The 15,755-nt window shown below is 74.4% G+C and carries 15 protein-coding genes; 11 read left to right on the forward strand and 4 right to left on the reverse strand.

What is annotated here, in order from left to right; translation table 11 throughout:
- Positions 1-277 precede the first annotated feature (277 nt).
- Together ACFQ11_RS09345 and ACFQ11_RS09350 are read left to right on the forward strand one after the other, a co-directional pair.
- Positions 278-514, forward strand: coding sequence for a hypothetical protein (locus ACFQ11_RS09345; RefSeq protein WP_378297594.1), 237 nt, complete (start codon positions 278-280; stop codon positions 512-514).
- Positions 515-611: 97 nt separating this feature from the next.
- Positions 612-1,436, forward strand: a complete 825-nt coding sequence (locus ACFQ11_RS09350; protein ID WP_378297595.1) for an N-acetylmuramoyl-L-alanine amidase — start codon at positions 612-614, stop codon at positions 1,434-1,436.
- Here ACFQ11_RS09350 and ACFQ11_RS09355 read toward each other — a convergent pair.
- Entirely contained in the window at positions 1,424-2,578 is a 1,155-nt protein-coding gene (locus tag ACFQ11_RS09355) for an MFS transporter (RefSeq protein WP_378297596.1), read from the reverse strand. The genes ACFQ11_RS09350 and ACFQ11_RS09355 overlap by 13 nt on opposite strands.
- Before the next feature lie 98 nt (positions 2,579-2,676).
- Between ACFQ11_RS09355 and ACFQ11_RS09360 the strand changes: the two genes are divergently transcribed.
- Complete coding sequence (locus ACFQ11_RS09360; protein WP_378297597.1) at positions 2,677-3,036, forward strand: ArsR/SmtB family transcription factor; 360 nt, start codon at positions 2,677-2,679, stop codon at positions 3,034-3,036.
- A 156-nt stretch (positions 3,037-3,192) separates the two neighbouring features.
- Positions 3,193-4,641: a DUF7059 domain-containing protein gene (locus tag ACFQ11_RS09365; RefSeq protein WP_378297598.1), complete on the forward strand. Its 1,449-nt coding sequence runs from the start codon at positions 3,193-3,195 to the stop codon at positions 4,639-4,641.
- Positions 4,642-4,652: 11 nt separating this feature from the next.
- Here the strand turns inward: ACFQ11_RS09365 and ACFQ11_RS09370 are convergent, their stop codons facing one another.
- Positions 4,653-5,723 (reverse strand): quinone-dependent dihydroorotate dehydrogenase, encoded by a 1,071-nt coding sequence (locus ACFQ11_RS09370; RefSeq protein ID WP_378297599.1) that lies wholly within the window; start codon positions 5,721-5,723, stop codon positions 4,653-4,655.
- Between the two features lie 229 nt (positions 5,724-5,952).
- On the opposite strand from ACFQ11_RS09370, the gene ACFQ11_RS09375 reads away from it, so the two are divergent.
- Positions 5,953-6,141 (forward strand): DUF6243 family protein, encoded by a 189-nt coding sequence (locus ACFQ11_RS09375; RefSeq protein ID WP_378297600.1) that lies wholly within the window; start codon positions 5,953-5,955, stop codon positions 6,139-6,141.
- 104 nt (positions 6,142-6,245) lie between these two features.
- Here ACFQ11_RS09375 and ACFQ11_RS09380 read toward each other — a convergent pair whose 3' ends face one another.
- Entirely contained in the window at positions 6,246-7,082 is an 837-nt protein-coding gene (locus ACFQ11_RS09380; protein WP_378297601.1) for a hypothetical protein, read from the reverse strand.
- A 491-nt stretch (positions 7,083-7,573) separates the two neighbouring features.
- Here ACFQ11_RS09380 and ACFQ11_RS09385 point away from each other — a divergent pair, with 491 nt between their 5' ends.
- The 4 genes from ACFQ11_RS09385 to ACFQ11_RS09400 all read left to right on the forward strand — a co-directional run bounded on the left by ACFQ11_RS09385 (position 7,574) and on the right by ACFQ11_RS09400 (position 10,414).
- Positions 7,574-8,161 carry a hypothetical protein gene (locus tag ACFQ11_RS09385; RefSeq protein ID WP_378297602.1) on the forward strand — a complete coding sequence of 196 codons (588 nt, stop codon included), beginning with the start codon at positions 7,574-7,576 and terminating at the stop codon, positions 8,159-8,161.
- Positions 8,162-8,168: 7 nt separating this feature from the next.
- Positions 8,169-8,855 (forward strand): class I SAM-dependent methyltransferase, encoded by a 687-nt coding sequence (locus ACFQ11_RS09390; RefSeq protein WP_378297603.1) that lies wholly within the window; start codon positions 8,169-8,171, stop codon positions 8,853-8,855.
- 66 nt (positions 8,856-8,921) lie between these two features.
- Positions 8,922-9,485: a helix-turn-helix transcriptional regulator gene (locus ACFQ11_RS09395; protein ID WP_378297604.1), complete on the forward strand. Its 564-nt coding sequence runs from the start codon at positions 8,922-8,924 to the stop codon at positions 9,483-9,485.
- Positions 9,485-10,414: a hypothetical protein gene (locus tag ACFQ11_RS09400; RefSeq protein WP_378297605.1), complete on the forward strand. Its 930-nt coding sequence runs from the start codon at positions 9,485-9,487 to the stop codon at positions 10,412-10,414. The genes ACFQ11_RS09395 and ACFQ11_RS09400 overlap by 1 nt, the downstream gene beginning before the upstream one ends.
- A 25-nt stretch (positions 10,415-10,439) precedes the next feature.
- Here the strand turns inward: ACFQ11_RS09400 and ACFQ11_RS09405 are convergent, their stop codons facing one another.
- Entirely contained in the window at positions 10,440-13,703 is a 3,264-nt protein-coding gene (locus ACFQ11_RS09405) for a S8 family serine peptidase (RefSeq protein WP_378297606.1), read from the reverse strand.
- A gap of 149 nt (positions 13,704-13,852) precedes the next feature.
- Between ACFQ11_RS09405 and ACFQ11_RS09410 the strand changes: the two genes are divergently transcribed.
- Together ACFQ11_RS09410 and ACFQ11_RS09415 are read left to right on the forward strand one after the other, a co-directional pair.
- The gene (locus ACFQ11_RS09410) at positions 13,853-14,491 is read left to right on the forward strand and encodes an HAD family hydrolase (RefSeq protein WP_378297607.1); all 639 of its coding nucleotides are present in this window, start codon (positions 13,853-13,855) and stop codon (positions 14,489-14,491) included.
- A 53-nt stretch (positions 14,492-14,544) separates the two neighbouring features.
- Entirely contained in the window at positions 14,545-15,735 is a 1,191-nt protein-coding gene (locus tag ACFQ11_RS09415) for a helix-turn-helix domain-containing protein (RefSeq protein ID WP_378297608.1), read from the forward strand.
- Positions 15,736-15,755: the final 20 nt, after the last annotated feature.

A 15,755-nucleotide genomic window follows, 5' to 3' on the forward strand; every position in this document is an offset into this window, starting at 1 on the left:
CGAGGGATCGCCGCGTGATCAGCCCCCCGATCGCAGCGGCGCACGGCCCGGGCCGCCCGCTCCGCATCCCGAACAGGTGCGCATCGGGTAAGGGGCGGGCCAAGGCCGGTGCATTTCCCGGACCGCGGACGGTCGCCGGGGGCTTAATGGACTCACCGTTCGGTGGGCAGGGGACAGCGGGCCGGACGGCCCCCGGCCGGGCGCCGGCGCGGCCGTCCGGCCCGGACCCGCGCGAGCGGGCACGGGAGGTGCGTCATGGACGATGGGGGGTTCGGCCGTGCGTGATCCGGAGCTGGTGTCGTGCGCGCAGCGCGCCGCGAGCGAGCTGGAACGGGCCTGGTCGCGGTGGAGGCACGCGCGCGGCCTCGCCGAGCAGGTGTCGGAGTCCGTCGCGAGTTACGTGGCGCACTCCATCGACCATCCGTGGGGGCGCCCCCGCGTCGTGCTCGGCCTGGACGCGGAGGAGGCGCGGGCGCTCGCCGCCCTGCTCGGCCGGGAAGATCCTCTTCGCTGATCGGGAATGCCGTTCCGCGTGACTTTCGTTTGACGAACTCGATGCCGGGTGCAGACTGGCATCGGCGATAACGAACCCATCACGGAGGAATCGGCCTGTGCGCATCAAACGAGGCGGCCCCGCGGTCGCCGGTCTCGCGCTGAGCCTCGGCGCCCTCGTCGCCTGCGGCACCGGCGGCGGGTCCGGTGACGCGGCGCAGCCTCCGACCGCCGGCGCCACGTCCCCGGCGGGCGCCGAACAGCAGCGTTCCGCGGCGCCGGGCGCGTCCCCCCTGGACGGCAAGGTCATCGTCATCGACCCCGGGCACAACGGCGGCAACGCAGACCACCCGGAGGAGATCAACAAGCAGGTCGAGATCGGCAACGGCAGCAAGGCCTGCGACACCACCGGCACCAGCACGGACGGCGGCTACGCCGAGCACGCGTTCGCCTGGGACGTCTCCAAGCGGCTCGAGAAGGCGCTCGAGGCGGAGGGCGCCGAGGTGACGCTGACCCGCGACAGCGACGACGGCGTCGGCCCGTGCATCACCGAGCGCGCCGAGATCGCCAACAAGCTGAGGGCGGACGCGGCCCTTTCGGTCCACGCGGACGGCACGTCGGCGTCCGGGCACGGCTTCCACATCATCGCGCCCGAGTCGATCGGCCGGAACGCCGAGACGGTGCCGAAGTCGCGCGAGCTGGGCCTCGCCCTCCGCGACGCCTTCAAGGACGGCACCGGCGTCCCCTACTCGAACTACCTGGGCGACAAGGGGATGGACTACCGCGACGACCTCGGCGGGCTGAACCTGTCGACCGTCCCGAAGGTCTTCATCGAGTGCGGCAACATGCGCAACGCGGGCGAGGCGGCCAAGATGACCGACCCGCGGTTCCGCGAGCGCATCGCCGACTCCCTCGCGCAGGGCTTCGAGAACTACTTCGCCTGAGCGAGGACGAACGCGCCGCCGCCGATCGCGCACGCGCCGAGCACGGCGCCGAACACCGTGGCGGCGCCCGTCAGACCGACCGCGTCGCCCAGGTGGCCCGCGGCGACCGGCAGCAGGCCCGCGGGCACGTAGCCGCCGAGGTTGAACGCGGCGTTCGCCTCCGCGAGCCGTCCCGGCGGCACGGACGCGTTCAGCAGCGACAGCCCGGCGAACTGCCCGAGCCCCTGCCCGGCACCGGCGAGGACGGCCGCGGCGAGCAGCACCCCGGTCCGGCCCGTCCACACGGCGGCCACCAGCGACGCCATCGCGATCGCGGTGGCCGCCGCGCCGGCCGCCAGGATCGTCCGCCGGGGCAGGGCGCGGGCCGCGAACTGCACCCCGGTCGCGGCGCCGAACATCGCGAACGCCGTTCCGCCCGCGACCGCCCGGTTCCCGCTGTGCAGCAGGGACGGGCCGAGCGAGAGCATGAAGGACGTCGCGGTGATGCCGGGAGCGAACACCGCGACGCCGAGCGCCAGGCGCCGGCCGTCCCCGCGCGGCACCCGGGGCACCCGGACGAACCCGCGCGCGTCCGGCGCCGCGGGCCGTCCCGCCGGCATCCGCGCCACCACGGCGACGGCGGCGGCGAGCAGGACGGCCTCGACGGCGAACACGGTCCGCGTGGGCGCGGGCAGCGTCTCCGAGAGCACCCCGGCCAGCAGGGGCCCGAGCCCCGCGCCGAGCACCATCGCCGTGGACGCCAGGAGCGCGGCCAGGCGCGCGCGCCGCGGGCCCGCGACGTCCGTCACGGCCGCCATGCCGGCCGACACGACCGCGCCGACCGCGATGCCGGTGAGCAGCCGCGCGAGCATCAGCGCGGCGACGGACGGGGCCGCGGCGAACACCGCGCACGCGACGAGGGCGAGCCCGAGCGCGGGCAGCAGCACCGGCCTGCGGCCGAACCGGTCGGACAGCACGCCGGAGACCAGCAGCGAGGCGATCAGCCCCGCGATGTAGCACGCGAAGACGACCGTGAGCGTGCCGTCCGAGAACCCGAGTTCCCGCTGCCACAGCACGTACAGCGGCGTCGCCGCGTTCGACAGCACGAACACGGCCGTGACCGGCCACGCCGCGAGCCACACCCACCGCATCGATCCCCGCACGGGACCTCCTAAGTTCGACTTTGCTCGTACTTGTACGAATCGAATCGAACTTAGCATCCAGTACGATCGAACTCGTACTGAAGGTGAGGAGGCCGCCCATGCCCGACATCAAGGTGCTGCCGGAACCCGCCGGCCTGCCGTCCCCGCTCCCCGAGCCCGACGTGGCGGACCTGAGCCTCCCCGTCGTCCTCGGCGCCCTGAGCGACCCGCTGCGCCTCGGGATCGTCCGCAAGCTCCTCCTCGACCGCGAGGAGTTCGACCACCCCTGCGGCTGGTTCGGCATCGACCGCCCGAAGTCGTCCCTCACGCACCATTTCAAGGCGCTCCGCGAGGCCGGCGTCCTCCGGCAGCGCCAGTACGGCCTCGAACGCCGCAGCGAGGTCCGCATCGCCGACCTCGACGAGCGCTTCCCGGGGCTCCTGCGCCTCGTCGCCTCCTGGAGCCCCGACACCCCCTGACCCCGGCCCGCCGTGCGCTCCCCGCGCGCGCCGCGCTCCCCGCGCGCGCCGATCGGGACGGCGGCACGGCCGGACCTCGCGTGACGCCCCGCGCCCGTCGTCGATCGCGCGGGGTGTTCGGCGGTGCGGGCGGGGACGGACGGGCAGGATGGGGGGATGTCCGATCTTCGTGTGCCGCTGAACCGTGTCCGTGACGTCCTGCTGGAGGCCGGGTACACCGTCGCCGGTGTGCGCGCGCTGCTGGGGCCGGTGGCGGGCGGGGCGCTGGCGCGGGACGAGATCGTGCCCGCGCTGCGGGCGACCGGGGGCGGTTCGGCGCTGGAGACCCTGACCCGGCTGTTCTGGCTCCAGGTGCCCGTGCCCGCGGACGGGACGACGGGCGAGCTCGTCCGGGCGGGGCTCGCGGAGGAGTCGGGCGGCGAGGTCCGGGGCCTGTTCCATGTCGAGCCGCTGGAGGACGTCGGCGGGGACGGGCACGCCGGGTACGTCGTGTCGGACCGGAAGGTGCGGCCGGGCGACGGGGTCCCGGCGCCCGATCACGTCGTGGGCGCGGGCGGGGCGTCGGCGAGCCTCGCGCGGCTGGTCGTCCACAGGCCTGTGGACAACGTCCTCGATCTCGGCACGGGATGCGGCGTCCAGGCGGTGCACCTGGCGGCGCGCGGGCAGGCGCGCCGGATCACCGCGACGGACGTCAACGCGCGGGCGCTCGAACTGGCGCGGATGAGCTTCGCGCTGTCCGGAACGGACGACGTCGAGGTGCTGGACGGGCCGTTGTTCGAGCCCGTCCGGGGGCGGCGGTTCGACCTGATCGTCTCGAACCCGCCGTTCGTGGTCGCGCCGCCCGGCGACCGGACGTTCACCTACCGCGAGTCCGGAATGCCGGGTGACGACTTCTGCAGGCGGCTCGTCACGGAGTCCGCCGGGATGTTGAACGACGGGGGATACTGCCAGCTCCTGGCCAACTGGCTGCACGTGGACGGGGTGCCGTGGGACGAGCGCGTCGGCGGCTGGGCGGAGGCGTCGGGGTGCGAGGCGTGGATCGTGCAGCGGGACGTGCAGGATCCGGCGGAGTACGCGGAGCTGTGGCTGCGGGACTCGTGCGAGGCGGGGACGCCCGAGTACCGCGCGCGGTACGAGGCGTGGCTCGGGCACTTCGAGCGGCACCGGGTGACGGGCGTCGGGTTCGGGTGGATCACGCTGCGGCGGGGCGACGGCCCGGTCCGGGTCGAGGAGCTGCGGCACGCGGTCGAGGAACCCGTGGGCGCCTACGTGGCGGACGTCCTCGACGGGTTCCGTGCGGGCGCCGAGTTCTCCACAGCCTGTGGACGAACGTTGCGCGCGGCGCCCGGGCTGGTGCAGGAGCAGATCGGCCCGCCCGGCGCCGAAGACCCGGAACGGATCGTCCTCCGGCAGACCGGGCGGCTCCGCCGGGCGGCGGGCGTCGGGACGGTCGAGGCGGGCCTCGCCGGGGTCTGCGACGGCTCGCTGCCCCTGGAGCCGCTCCTCGACGCCATCGCGCGCCTCACCGGGATGGACGCCGACAGCGTGCGCGCGCACGCGGACGCCGTCCTCCCGGAGCTGATCGCGGACGGCTTCTTCCGCTGACCCGCGCGGGCTCAGCCGCGGGCGTCCTCGATGGTCGCGAAGGCGCTGCCGCGCAGGCGGCGGGCCAGGTCGAGCTGGACGCGGCGCGCCCACAGCGGCCCGCCGTAGATCATCCCCGTGTACCCCTGGACGAGCGTGGCGCCCGCGCGCACACGCTCCCACACGTCGTCGGCGGTCTCGACGCCGCCGACGGAGACGAGGACGAGCCGGTCGCCGGCGCGGGCGCGCAGGCGGCGCAGCACCTCGACCGAGCGGTCCTTCAGCGGGGCGCCGGACAGCCCGCCGGTCTCGGCGGCCAGCTCGGGGGCGCTGCGCAGGCCGTCGCGGCCGATGGTGGTGTTGGTGGCGATGACGCCGTCCAGGCCGAGGTCGACGGCGAGGTCGGCGACGGCGTCGACGTCGGCGTCGGCGAGATCCGGGGCGATCTTGACGAGCAGCGGGACGTGCCGGCCCGCGGCGTGGTCGGCGGCCTCGCGGACCGCGCCGAGGAGCGGCCGCAGGTGCTCGACGGCCTGCAGGTTCCGCAGTCCGGGGGTGTTCGGGGAGCTGACGTTGACGACGAGGTAGTCGGCGAACGGCGCGAGCCGCCGGGCGCTCGCGACGTAGTCGGTGACGGCCTCGGCCTCCGGCACGGCCTTCGTCTTGCCGATGTTGACCCCGACGATCGTGGCGCCGCCGCGCCCGCGGAGGCGCTCGGCGGCCGCCTCGGAGCCCGCGTTGTTGAACCCCATCCGGTTGACGACGGCCCGGTCGAGGGGCAGCCGGAACAGCCGGGGCCGCGGGTTGCCCGGCTGCGGGCGCCCGGTCACCGTGCCGATCTCGACGTGCCCGAACCCGAACGCGCCGAGGGCCTCGTAGGCGACGGCGTCCTTGTCGAACCCGGCGGCGAGGCCCAGCGGGCTCGGGAAGTCGAGCCCGAACGCGCGGACGGCCAGGGCCGGGTCGCGGGGGGCCAGCAGGCGGCGCAGCAGGGGCGCGAGTCCCGGCACGGTCTGGATCGCCCGCAGCGCCCGCATCGTCAGGTGGTGCACGGTCTCGGCCGGGACCCGGGCGACGACCAGTGCGAACAGGAGTCGGTACATCGCCGCCAGTATCCCAGGAAAAACCTTTCGACGGCCCGGTGCCCTGCCGCGTAGGCTGACCGCATGCTGATCAATGCCCTGGCCACCGGATGGTGGCCGCTTCCGATCCGGGCGTACCGCCCCCGCCCCGCCGACCAGTCCGGCCGGGAAGCGATCGGCGGCTGAGATCCGCCGTGCTCCCGCAGCCGGACGTGCGGACCATTCAGGCACGAGATGCACGGGAGTGACCATGGCCAAGAAGGGCCGGAACGGACTGCTGGGCGTCGGCGGCCAGCGCAACAACGTCTCGCGGCGCCGGCTGCGCGGCGAGACGGCGCGGACGTCCGGCGACCGGAACGACGCCGCCGCGGCGAAGCGCGAACTGCTCGAGAAGATGCGGGAACGCAACGAGCGGCCCGCCGCGGAGAACGAGAAGTAGCATGATGCGCGCCGGTTCCCCCGGGAACCGGCGCGCTTCCCATGCGCGGCCCGCACACGGCGGGCTCACACAGCGGGCTCACGCGGCGGGCTCACGCGGCGGGCTCACGCGCCGCGGAACATGCGCCGGAGCGTCAGCCGCACGTCGCGGAGCGCCTGCCGGACGGCCCGGTAGGGGACGCCGACGACCACGTTCCCGACGGCGCCGATGCCGCGCCCGACGGGGCTCAGCACGTTCGTCCACAGCCACCTGGACGGCGTCGCGACGAACACCCGCCACAGCCACTTGAGGAACCGGGCGGCGTACCCCCACGGCGTCACGATCAGGACGTTCCACGCCCAGGCCAGCCCGCGCCCCACGGCCTTGAACATCTTCCCGATCCACAAGAGCGGCGGGTAAAGGACGTACTTCCACAGGAAGACGGCCGGGATCGCGATCAGCACGTTCAGCAGCCACAGCAGCGGCGTCAGCAGCACGAGGCCGAGCAGCCACCCGATCCACCGGAGGGCCGCGGCGATACCGTGCCCGAGCGGGGTCAGCAGGACCCGGTGGACCCACCGCGCCGGGACGACGAGCAGGTAGTACAGCGTCACACCGATGGCGCGGCCCACGGGCGCGAGAATCCACCTGTACAGGGCGTTCCAGATACCGCCGAACACCCGCCCGAGACCCCTGCCGACCACCCGGATCAGGTCGTACAGCAGCCGGAACGGCAGGACGATCACGAAGGCGATCGCGCGGAGCGGCACGACGAGCCACGCGGGCCCCGCGGGTTCGCCCCCGGACGCGGGACGGCCGGCCCGGTCCGCGCGCGTCCGGCCCGCGCGCGTCCGGTTCGCCTGCGGCCGGGGCGCCCGCGCCAGGTCGGCGTACGGGCCGGGCGCGCCCGGCCGGTCCTTGCCCGTGTCCGCCCGGCCGGCGGGGTCGTCGCCACTGCTCACGGATCTTCTCCCTCCGGCCGTCGCCTGTACGTGTCAGGAGATCTGACCCGCCGGGAGCGCTGGCGGTTTCACCCTGTTGTACCGGTTCCCGGCATTCACCGCACTGCCCCCGGCCCCGCATACCCGGGGGCGCGGTCGAAAATTTCTCGGCCGCCGTTCCGGACAACTGTCGCCGTGCCATGTGGCGAACTGGAATATGCCCAATGGTGTCATCGCGGAGACCAGTCATTTTTCCGGATGACCCAGCGGCCATATTCACTTGTGCTCCGTGTCGTCGCGCCGGATGGCTCGATGCCACCTGCCACTCTGCTCCCGGCGGCCCGAAAGGCGCCTGGTAAAGGGCGGATCCGCATGTCATCCTACGTTCGGGAAGCGGGGCCCGAACAGAAGAGGACACCATGCGGATCTTTGCAGTGCCGTCACCGTCCGGAAATCCCTTCCGATTCCTCAACCCGTCGAAGTTCGCCGCCGGTGACACGTCCGTCCGTTCCATGCAGCCGCGGCTCGTGTTCGGCGTCGACATCGAGAACTTCGGCGGACGCATTGCGAAAATGCAGGACGACGCCCAGCGGGACCTCGCGCGGGTGCTGGGCCGCGCGGCCCTCGCCACCGGTGTCGACCCGCGCCGCTGGCGGCTGCAACCGGGCGGCGACGGCGCCCTGGTCGTCCTGCCCGAGGGCATCGACTACGCCCGGATCGTCGGCCGGCTCCCCGCGAACATCGAGCGCGAACTGGCGCGGCTCGCGCGCGCCGGCCGTCCCGGGCCCCGCCTGCGGCTCCGCCTCGCCGTCCACTACGGCTTCGTCGTGACGAGCCCGGTGTCGCCGTTCGGCCCGGCCGGGGACGCCCCGGTGCTGGTCGCGCGGCTGCTGGACGCGGAGCCGGTGCGCCGCCGGCTCGCCGAGCGGCCCGACCGCGACCTGGCGCTCGTCGTGTCCGACCGGATCTACCGGGAGGTCGTCGGCAGCGGCCTGTGCGCGCTGCGCGAGGCCGACTTCCGCCGCGTCGACCTGCGGGTCAAGGGCCGGGAGTACCGCGGGCACCTGCACGAACCGTCCGGGCGGTCCCGGCTGGGATGATCGGGGCATGTACGAACGCTTCGCCCGTGAATACGCCGCCCACGCCGAGTCCAGCGCATACAACGCCCTCTACGACCGTCCGGCCGTGCTCGGCCTCGCGGGCGACGTGGCGGGCGCGACGGTGTTCGACGCGGCGTGCGGCCCCGGCCTGTACGCGGCCGAACTGCTGGAGCGGGGCGCGCGGGTCCTCGGCTGCGACGCGAGCCCCACGTTCGTCGAGCTGGCCCGGGAGCGGACGGGCGGCCGCGCCGACCTGCGCGTCCACGACCTCGCCGAGCCGCTGACCTGGGTGCCGGACGGCTCGGTGGACCTCGTCGTCCTCGCCCTCGCCGTCCACTACCTGGACGATCCGGTCGCGCTGCTCCGCGAGTTCCGCCGCGTGCTGACGCCCGCCGGCGCGGTCGTCCTGTCCACCGAGCACCCGGCGAAGTCGTGGCAGCGGCTCGGCGGGTCCTACTTCGACGTCGAGGTGGTCGAGGAGTCGCTCAGCGAGGATCACGACTGGCCGATCCGCGCGTGGCGGCGCCCGCTCACCGACCTCAACGCGGTGTTCCGGCGGGCCGGCTTCCTCATCGAGGAACTGCTCGAACCGCGGCCCGCCCCCGAGATGGCCGCCACCCACCCGGACGACCACGCGTACCTGAACACCTTCCCGGCGTTCATCGCGTTCCGGCTCATTCCCGACCCCCGGTAGCGCCCAGGCCGGTGCCGCGCGCGGACGCATCGCGCTATAGTCGGTTTCTGATATCAGGGGGCGACTATGGCGCGAAGTGTGGACAACCCGCTGGCCCTCGCGGTGCTGGGCCTGCTGCTGGAACGGCCGATGCACCCGTACGAGATGGGCGTCGTGCTGCGCGAGCGCGGCACGAACGTCCGGACGAACCGGGGGTCGCTGTACGACGTCGTCGCGGCGCTCGAACGGCAGGGCTGGGCCCGTGCCCGCGAGACCGTCCAGGACGGGGGCCGCCCCGCCCGGACCGTCTACGAGCTGACCGGCGACGGGCGCGACGCCTTCACCCGGCGGCTCGACGAGCTGGTCCGGGTGCCGCGGCGGGAGTACCCGGTGTTCCTCACGGCCGTCGCCTACCTCGGGGCGCTGGGGCCCGAGGGGGCGGCGGACGCCCTCACCGAACGGGCCGGACGGCTCCGCGACGACCTCGCCCGGCTCGACACCGGGCTCGCCGAAGCGGACGTCCCGCGCCTGTACGTCATCGAGGCCGAGTACGCGCGAGCGCTCGTCCAGGCCGAGCTGGCGTGGGTCGAGCGGGTCCTCGCGGAGATCGCCGACGGCACGCTCGCCTGGCCCGACGTCGAGGAGGACTGATGGAGTTCGGCATCTACCCGGGCGGGGTCACCGGCGACGACGAGGGCGGCCTCGCCACCGGACCCGCCGACGACCCCGCGGAGATCCTCGCGGCCCTGCGGACGCTGCAGGGAAACGGGCCGTTCCTGGTGCGGGGCTACCGGGCCTTCACCGACCCGGGACGCCCCCGCACGGAGACCCCGCAGGACGTCGAGCGGTACGCGGGCGAGGGACGCCGCCTCGACCTCGTCGTCCAGTACCAGTCGGAATCCGGCGACGTGCCCGGCTACCTGGAGTTCGTCCGCGAGGTCGTGCGCCGCCACGGCCCGCTGACCGCGACGTTGCAGATCACCGAGGAGCCCAACGTCGCCGGTATCGCCACGCTCGACGGCCACTACCCCGGCGTCCGCCGCGCCCTGGTCGAGGGCGTCGTCGCCGCCCGCGCGGAGGCCGACCGGCTCGGCCTGCACGGCCTGCGCGTCGGCTTCAACACGACGCCGCTGTTCGGCCCGTCCGCCGGCTTCCTCACCGAGCTGACCGACCTCGGCGGCGGCCCCTTCGTGGACGCGCTCGGCTACGTCGGCCTCGACTTCTTCCCCGACGTGTTCATGCCCGCGCCCGACCCGGGAGCCGCCGCCACCGGGCTCCTGGCGATGCACCGCGAGTCGATGACGGCGGCCGGGATCCCGGCGACCGTGCCGCTGCACATCACCGAGAACGGGTGGCCGACCGGCCCCGACCGCACCCCCGAACGCCAGGCCGAGGTCCTCGAGGCCGTCCTGGACGCGGTCGTCCGTTCGCCCGCGGGGATCGGCGCCTACCTGCACTTCGCGCTCCGCGACGCCGACTCGTCCCGCGACGGGCTGTTCCACCGGTTCGGGCTCCTCCACGACGACTACACCCCGAAGCCCGCGTTCGACGTCTACCGGACGTTCGCCGCCGACCGGTGACCGCGCGGCCACCGGCCGGTGCCCCTCACGACAGGCCGTAGGCGCGGACGACCGTCTGCGTCACCGCGTTGCCGTCGCGGTCCTTCACCGTCGCCCGCAGCGAGACGAACTCGGCGCCGCCCGGCGGGTCGATCCGGACGACGCCGAGCGCGGCGCCCCCGGCGGGCCGCAGCTCCCGCCAGGTCGCGCCGTCGTCGAACGACGCCTCCACCTTGATCGACGCGACCGGTACCGCCGCGGCGCCCGGGTTGCGCTCGACCCAGTACGGGACGAGCGTCGCCCGGTCGCCGGGCGCCCGGTTGCGCTCGTCCAGCCCGGCGGGCAGGAACCGCGCGACCAGCAGCGGCAGTTGCTCCGCCTCCCCGGTCTCGGCCGACCGGAACGTCCAGACGGTCTCCTGCTCGGTCGAGACCGGCCGGCCGGGCCGCGCGATCGTGTGCCGCATCGTGTACGCGGCCTCCTCCGCCGGGACCGTCACCTCGATGTCGGGTGTGCCGCCTCGCGTCACCGCCTTCTCCGCCAGCACCGTGCCGTCCCGGCTCAGCGAGAACGTGCCCGTGCCCGTGAAACCGCGACCGCAGTAGTCGAGCGCCCCCGTCGTCGAACAGCCCGGCGCCACCGCCAGCGCGTTGCCGTCCCGCTCGTTGCCCCAGTCGTCGAGCGCGGGGCCGATGACGGCCGCGTTCCACGCGTCCACGTGGGGGCCGGCCCGGTACGACCGCGCGTCCCGGAAGATCCGCGCGACCTCGCCGCCCGCGCCGTCGTACATGCGCAGGTCCTGGGCCCAGCGCACGGCCCCACCGGCCCGCAGGTACAGGGTGAAGTCGCCCGGCACGGGCCGCGGCACGTTCGTCCCGAGGCTCCCGGTCTCCACGGTGCCGATGGCGGACGTGCGCAGCGACCCGCTCGCGGCGTCGTCCAGAGCGCGGATCGACGTCCGTATCCGTGCCATGTCCGCGCGGCGCGTGTGCAGCGATGGATCGTCCGGAATGCCCCCGCCCGCGTCGCGGAAGTCGTGGAAGACGTACGGGCCGGTCTCGGCGCCCGCCTTCTGCCACGTCGACAGCGCCGTGTACCCGAGCCGCTCGTCCGCGCCCGTCTGCACCGAGACCCGCCGCCGCGCGTCCCCGTACAGGTACATGATCGCGTAGCCGGGCCCGGCGACCCGGTTCAGCGTCACGGTCGCGCCCGTCAGTTCCGCGCCCGGCGTGTCGTTGGTGAACTCGACGGGCGTGGTCCGCCGCGCGTCCATCGGGACGGCGTTGGCCCCCGCCTTCAGCGCGTAGACCTTCCGGAACCCGCTCGTCCAGGACGAACCGGTCGCGAACTGCCCCGCGACGTCGTACGTCCCCACGGGCACCCGCGCCGTGGCCGTGCCGTCGCCGTTCGGCCGGGCGTCGTAGTACCGGCCCGTCTCCAGGTTCGTCAGGGTCGCCCAGAAGTACGGGACCGGCTCGCCGTCACGATCGGTCCCCGTGATCGTGACGACGCTCGTCGGCGGCTCCATGAACGCGGCGACCGGCGTCACCACGGCGCCGTCCGTCCCGGTGGCGGTCAGCGTGCCCTGGTAGACGCCCGCCGTGACGTCGTCGAGGCCCCGGAACGCGACGACCACGGTCGCCTCGCCGTTCGCGGGCACCGTCACCCGCCGCGCGTCCAGCGACACGGCCCCGTCCGGGAGCCGCGCCCCGTCCGGCCCCTCCAGGTCGATGCCGAGTTCCAGCTCGACCGGCACGTCGGACGAGTTCGCGTACGTCACCGTCCGCGTGACCTCGGACGTCCCGGAGTCGGGCCACTTCACGTCCGCGTGCAGGCTCGGCGGCGACGCCGCGACGCTCCGCGCGACGGCCGCGCCCGCGTCGACCCGTCCGGCCCCCTGCGACGCCGCCGCCACCGGCAGCCGCTTCGCCGAGCCCATCAGCATCGACTTGATCCGCTCGCCGTCCCACCCCGGATGCCGCTGCGCGACGAGCGCCGCCGCGCCCGTCACGTGCGGCGTCGCGACCGACGTCCCCGACAGCCGGGTGTACGAGCCGTCCACCGGCGCCCCCACCGACGTGCCGCCCGCCCGCGCCGCGACGATCCCCACGCCGGGCGCCAGGAGCTCGGGCTTCACCAGGTAGTCCCACGTCCGGGGGCCCTGCACCATCGACGCGGGCCGGTCCTCCCGGTCGACGCCGCTCACCGCGAGCGCCGACTCCGCCGCCGCCGGGAGCGCGACGAACCCGGGGATCGGCCACGACAGATCACCGGCCGGTGCGACGAACAGCGCACCCGTCTCCGCCGACAGTTCGTTGACGGCCCGCTCCACGGGATCGACCTCCGGCGAGTCGCAGAAGCAGCTCGCGCTCAGGTTCACGACGTCGGCCTTCGCCTCCTTCGCCGCCCACGTCATCCCGGCGATCAGCCACGACTCCTGGCCCTGCCCGGTGTCGTCCAGCACCTTGCCGCTGATGATCCGCGCGTCCGGCGCGACCCCCCGGTACTTGCCGCCCGACGCCTCGCCCGACCCCGCGACGACGGACGCGACGTGCGTCCCGTGCCCGTGCGCGTCATCGGCCGACGCGCCCGGCGTGAAGTTCGCCGCCTCCGCCACGTCCAGGTCGGGGTGCTCCGCGTCGACGCCCGTGTCGAGGACGGCCACCGTGACGCCCTCGCCCGTGAGCCCCTTCTCCCACGCGGCCGGCGCGCCGATCTGCGGGACGCTGCCGTCCAGGCTCGCCTTCACCTTCCCGTCCAGCCACAGCCGCGCGGAAGGTTCGCCGACGAACTCGCGCCACGCCTTCGACAGCCCGTCCTTGTCCGCCCGCACCGCCGTGAGCCCACCGGCGGCGATCGTCCGTCCGGCCTTCAGGGAGGCGACCGGACGCGACGCGATCAGCGGCAGGTCGTCCCGTTCGTCCCCGTATCCGGACGCCAGCAGCCGATGGACCTCGAACAGCCGCCGGTCGAGCCGTCCCTTCGCGAGCAGCGGCACGGCGTCCATCGGCGTCACGGTGATCTCGTGCTCCGTCACGTGCACGGAGAACCCGACACCGTCGCGTCCCGGACCGGGTTCGACGTCGACGCGCGGCGTCCGTCCGTCCCGCGGGGTGACGGCCACCCGGTCGCCGGTCACGAGCGTGACGCCGCGGGACGGCCCGTCCGGCGGGGTGGCCCGGACGGGCGCGGCCTCGCCCGGCGCGGCGTCCGCGGCGGTCGCGAGCGCGGCGGCGCAGGCGAGCGAAGCGGCCGCGGCGACCGCGGCCCTGACCGTTCGGCAACGGAGTCGATTCCGTTCTCGGACCACGCGACCACCCCTCGGCACGGCTACCCCGCCACCATATGCTGGCACAGTCGCCCCGCCCACCCCCACTGACCGAACCCGGCCGCCGCCCCGCCCGCACACCCCGCCCCGCGCGACCGGACGAGCGAGACGCGCCCTGCTCGTACGCTGGGATGGTGATCTCTGTGGTGTTCGACGTCGGCGAAACCCTGGTGGACGACACGCGAGAGTGGCGGGCGTGGGCCGACTGGCTCGGCGTCCCCGCGCACACCATGTCGGCACTGGTCGGCGCCGTCACCGCGCAGGGGCGCGACAACGCCGAGGCGCTCCGCCTCATCCGGCCGGGCCTCGACCTGCCGGCCGAACGCCGTGCCCGTGAGGACGCGGGACGCGGGGAGCGGATCACGGAGGACGACCTGTACGGCGACGTCCGTCCGGCGCTGGCCGAGCTCCGCGGACGGGGATTGTGGATCGGCATCGCGGGGAACCAGACCGCCCGTGCGGGCGAATGCCTCCGGGCGCTGGACCTCCCCGCCGACGCGATCGTCACCTCGCAGGAGTGGGGCGCGGCCAAACCGGATCCCGCCTTCTTCGCCCGGCTGGCCGAATGGGCTCCCGGCGCCCCGCACGAAATCGTGTACGTGGGGGACCACCCGGCCAACGACATCGTTCCGGCCAAGGCGGCCGGGTTGCGGACGGCGCTCGTACGCCGGGGCCCGTGGGGATACCTGTGGGCGGACGACCCGACCGGCGCCGGCGCCCCGGACTGGCTGGTCGATCGCCTGACCGACCTCCCGGAACTCCTGCGCTGATCTTCCGGCGCGAGGTACCGTCCCCGCAGGATCCAGCCCTTACGGAGCCCGCAGTGATCCCGGACGCACAGATCGGTCGGCGAATCGCCGGCCTGCGGAAGGCGCGCCGCCTCAGCCAGCGACGGCTGGCCGAGGACGCCCACATCTCGCTGAGCCTGCTCCGCAAGGTCGAGCAGGGTGCCCGGCCGGTGACCGATCGCGTCCTGGACGCGCTCGCCGCCGCGCTCGGTACCGACCCGGAGGCCCTGACCGGCCGCCGCGCGCACACCGACAGCCGGGTGCACGCCGCGGTGCCGAACCTGCGCGCCGCCATCGACGTTCACGACATCCCCGACGACGGCCCGGTCCGGTCGCCGGAGCGGCTGGCATCGGCGGTGGCGGCCGCCACACAGCGGCGCCTGACGTCCCAGTACACCCGCCTCGCCGAAGAACTGCCGCCGCTGCTGGCCGAGTTGTCGCGCGCCGTTCTGAACGGCGGCCCCGAGCGCCGAACCGCCGCGGCCCTGTCGGTGGCCGCCCACCGCGCGGCGGACGCCGTCGCCTACAAGTACGGCTACTACGATCTCTCGGCGCGCCTGATCGAGCTGATGCGCCGCTCTGCCGACCTCGCCGAGGATCCGGCGCTGGTCGCCACTGCCGCCTATGTGCGCACGGAAGTCTTCTTCGCGGCCGGCCGCAATCTCGCGGCCGGACTACGCGCGCTGGAAAACGCCCTCGACGCTCTTCCCGAACCGGACACGCCGGACCTCCGCGCCGCAGCGGGCGCTCTGCACATGCGCGCCGCCGTCGTGGCGGCCCGGCTGACCGAGAACGCCGCAGCCGTCGACGAACATCTCGAGCAGGCCCGCGTCCTGGCGGAGCGGGTCCCCGAAGGCGTCTACAACGGGACCGCCTTCGGCCCCGCGTCACTGCACGTCCACGAGGTCTCGGTCGCGACCGAACTCGGCGATCCGGCGCGTGCCGTGGCGCTGGCGGCCCGAGCCGATCGCGAGCAGCGGGAAAGCCTGCTCAGGGCTCTGCCCGCCGAACGACGCTCGCACTACTTCATCGACGTCGCCCGAGCGCAGCTCTGGCTGGGGAAGCGCGACGAGGCGTTCGCGTCGCTGCGTGCCGCGCGCCAGATCGCTCCACAACACGTGCGTGAGCACCCGTTCGTGCACGACGCGCTCGACACCCTGCTCCGTCTGCACGTGTCCCCGCCGCACCCTCTGGTGGCGTTCGCGGAGTGGGCCCGGATCGTCTGAGCAGCTCGGAGCGGTGACAC

The sequence above is a fragment of the Actinomadura sediminis genome (genome assembly GCF_042675525.1).
In the GTDB taxonomy this organism is placed as follows: Bacteria; Actinomycetota; Actinomycetes; order Streptosporangiales; family Streptosporangiaceae; genus Spirillospora; species Spirillospora sediminis.

Bases quoted from the DNA above. Each gene is read 5' to 3' on its own strand.
- ACFQ11_RS09360 (WP_378297597.1), top strand. From the start codon at position 2,677: ATGCCCGACATCAAGGTGCTGCCGGAACCCGCCGGCCTGCCGTCCCCG.
- ACFQ11_RS09365 (WP_378297598.1), top strand. From the start codon at position 3,193: ATGTCCGATCTTCGTGTGCCGCTGAACCGTGTCCGTGACGTCCTGCTG.
- ACFQ11_RS09370 (WP_378297599.1), bottom strand. From the start codon at position 5,723: ATGTACCGACTCCTGTTCGCACTGGTCGTCGCCCGGGTCCCGGCCGAG.
- ACFQ11_RS09375 (WP_378297600.1), top strand. From the start codon at position 5,953: ATGGCCAAGAAGGGCCGGAACGGACTGCTGGGCGTCGGCGGCCAGCGC.
- ACFQ11_RS09385 (WP_378297602.1), top strand. From the start codon at position 7,574: ATGCAGCCGCGGCTCGTGTTCGGCGTCGACATCGAGAACTTCGGCGGA.
- ACFQ11_RS09390 (WP_378297603.1), top strand. From the start codon at position 8,169: ATGTACGAACGCTTCGCCCGTGAATACGCCGCCCACGCCGAGTCCAGC.
- ACFQ11_RS09395 (WP_378297604.1), top strand. From the start codon at position 8,922: ATGGCGCGAAGTGTGGACAACCCGCTGGCCCTCGCGGTGCTGGGCCTG.
- ACFQ11_RS09400 (WP_378297605.1), top strand. From the start codon at position 9,485: ATGGAGTTCGGCATCTACCCGGGCGGGGTCACCGGCGACGACGAGGGC.
- ACFQ11_RS09410 (WP_378297607.1), top strand. From the start codon at position 13,853: ATGGTGATCTCTGTGGTGTTCGACGTCGGCGAAACCCTGGTGGACGAC.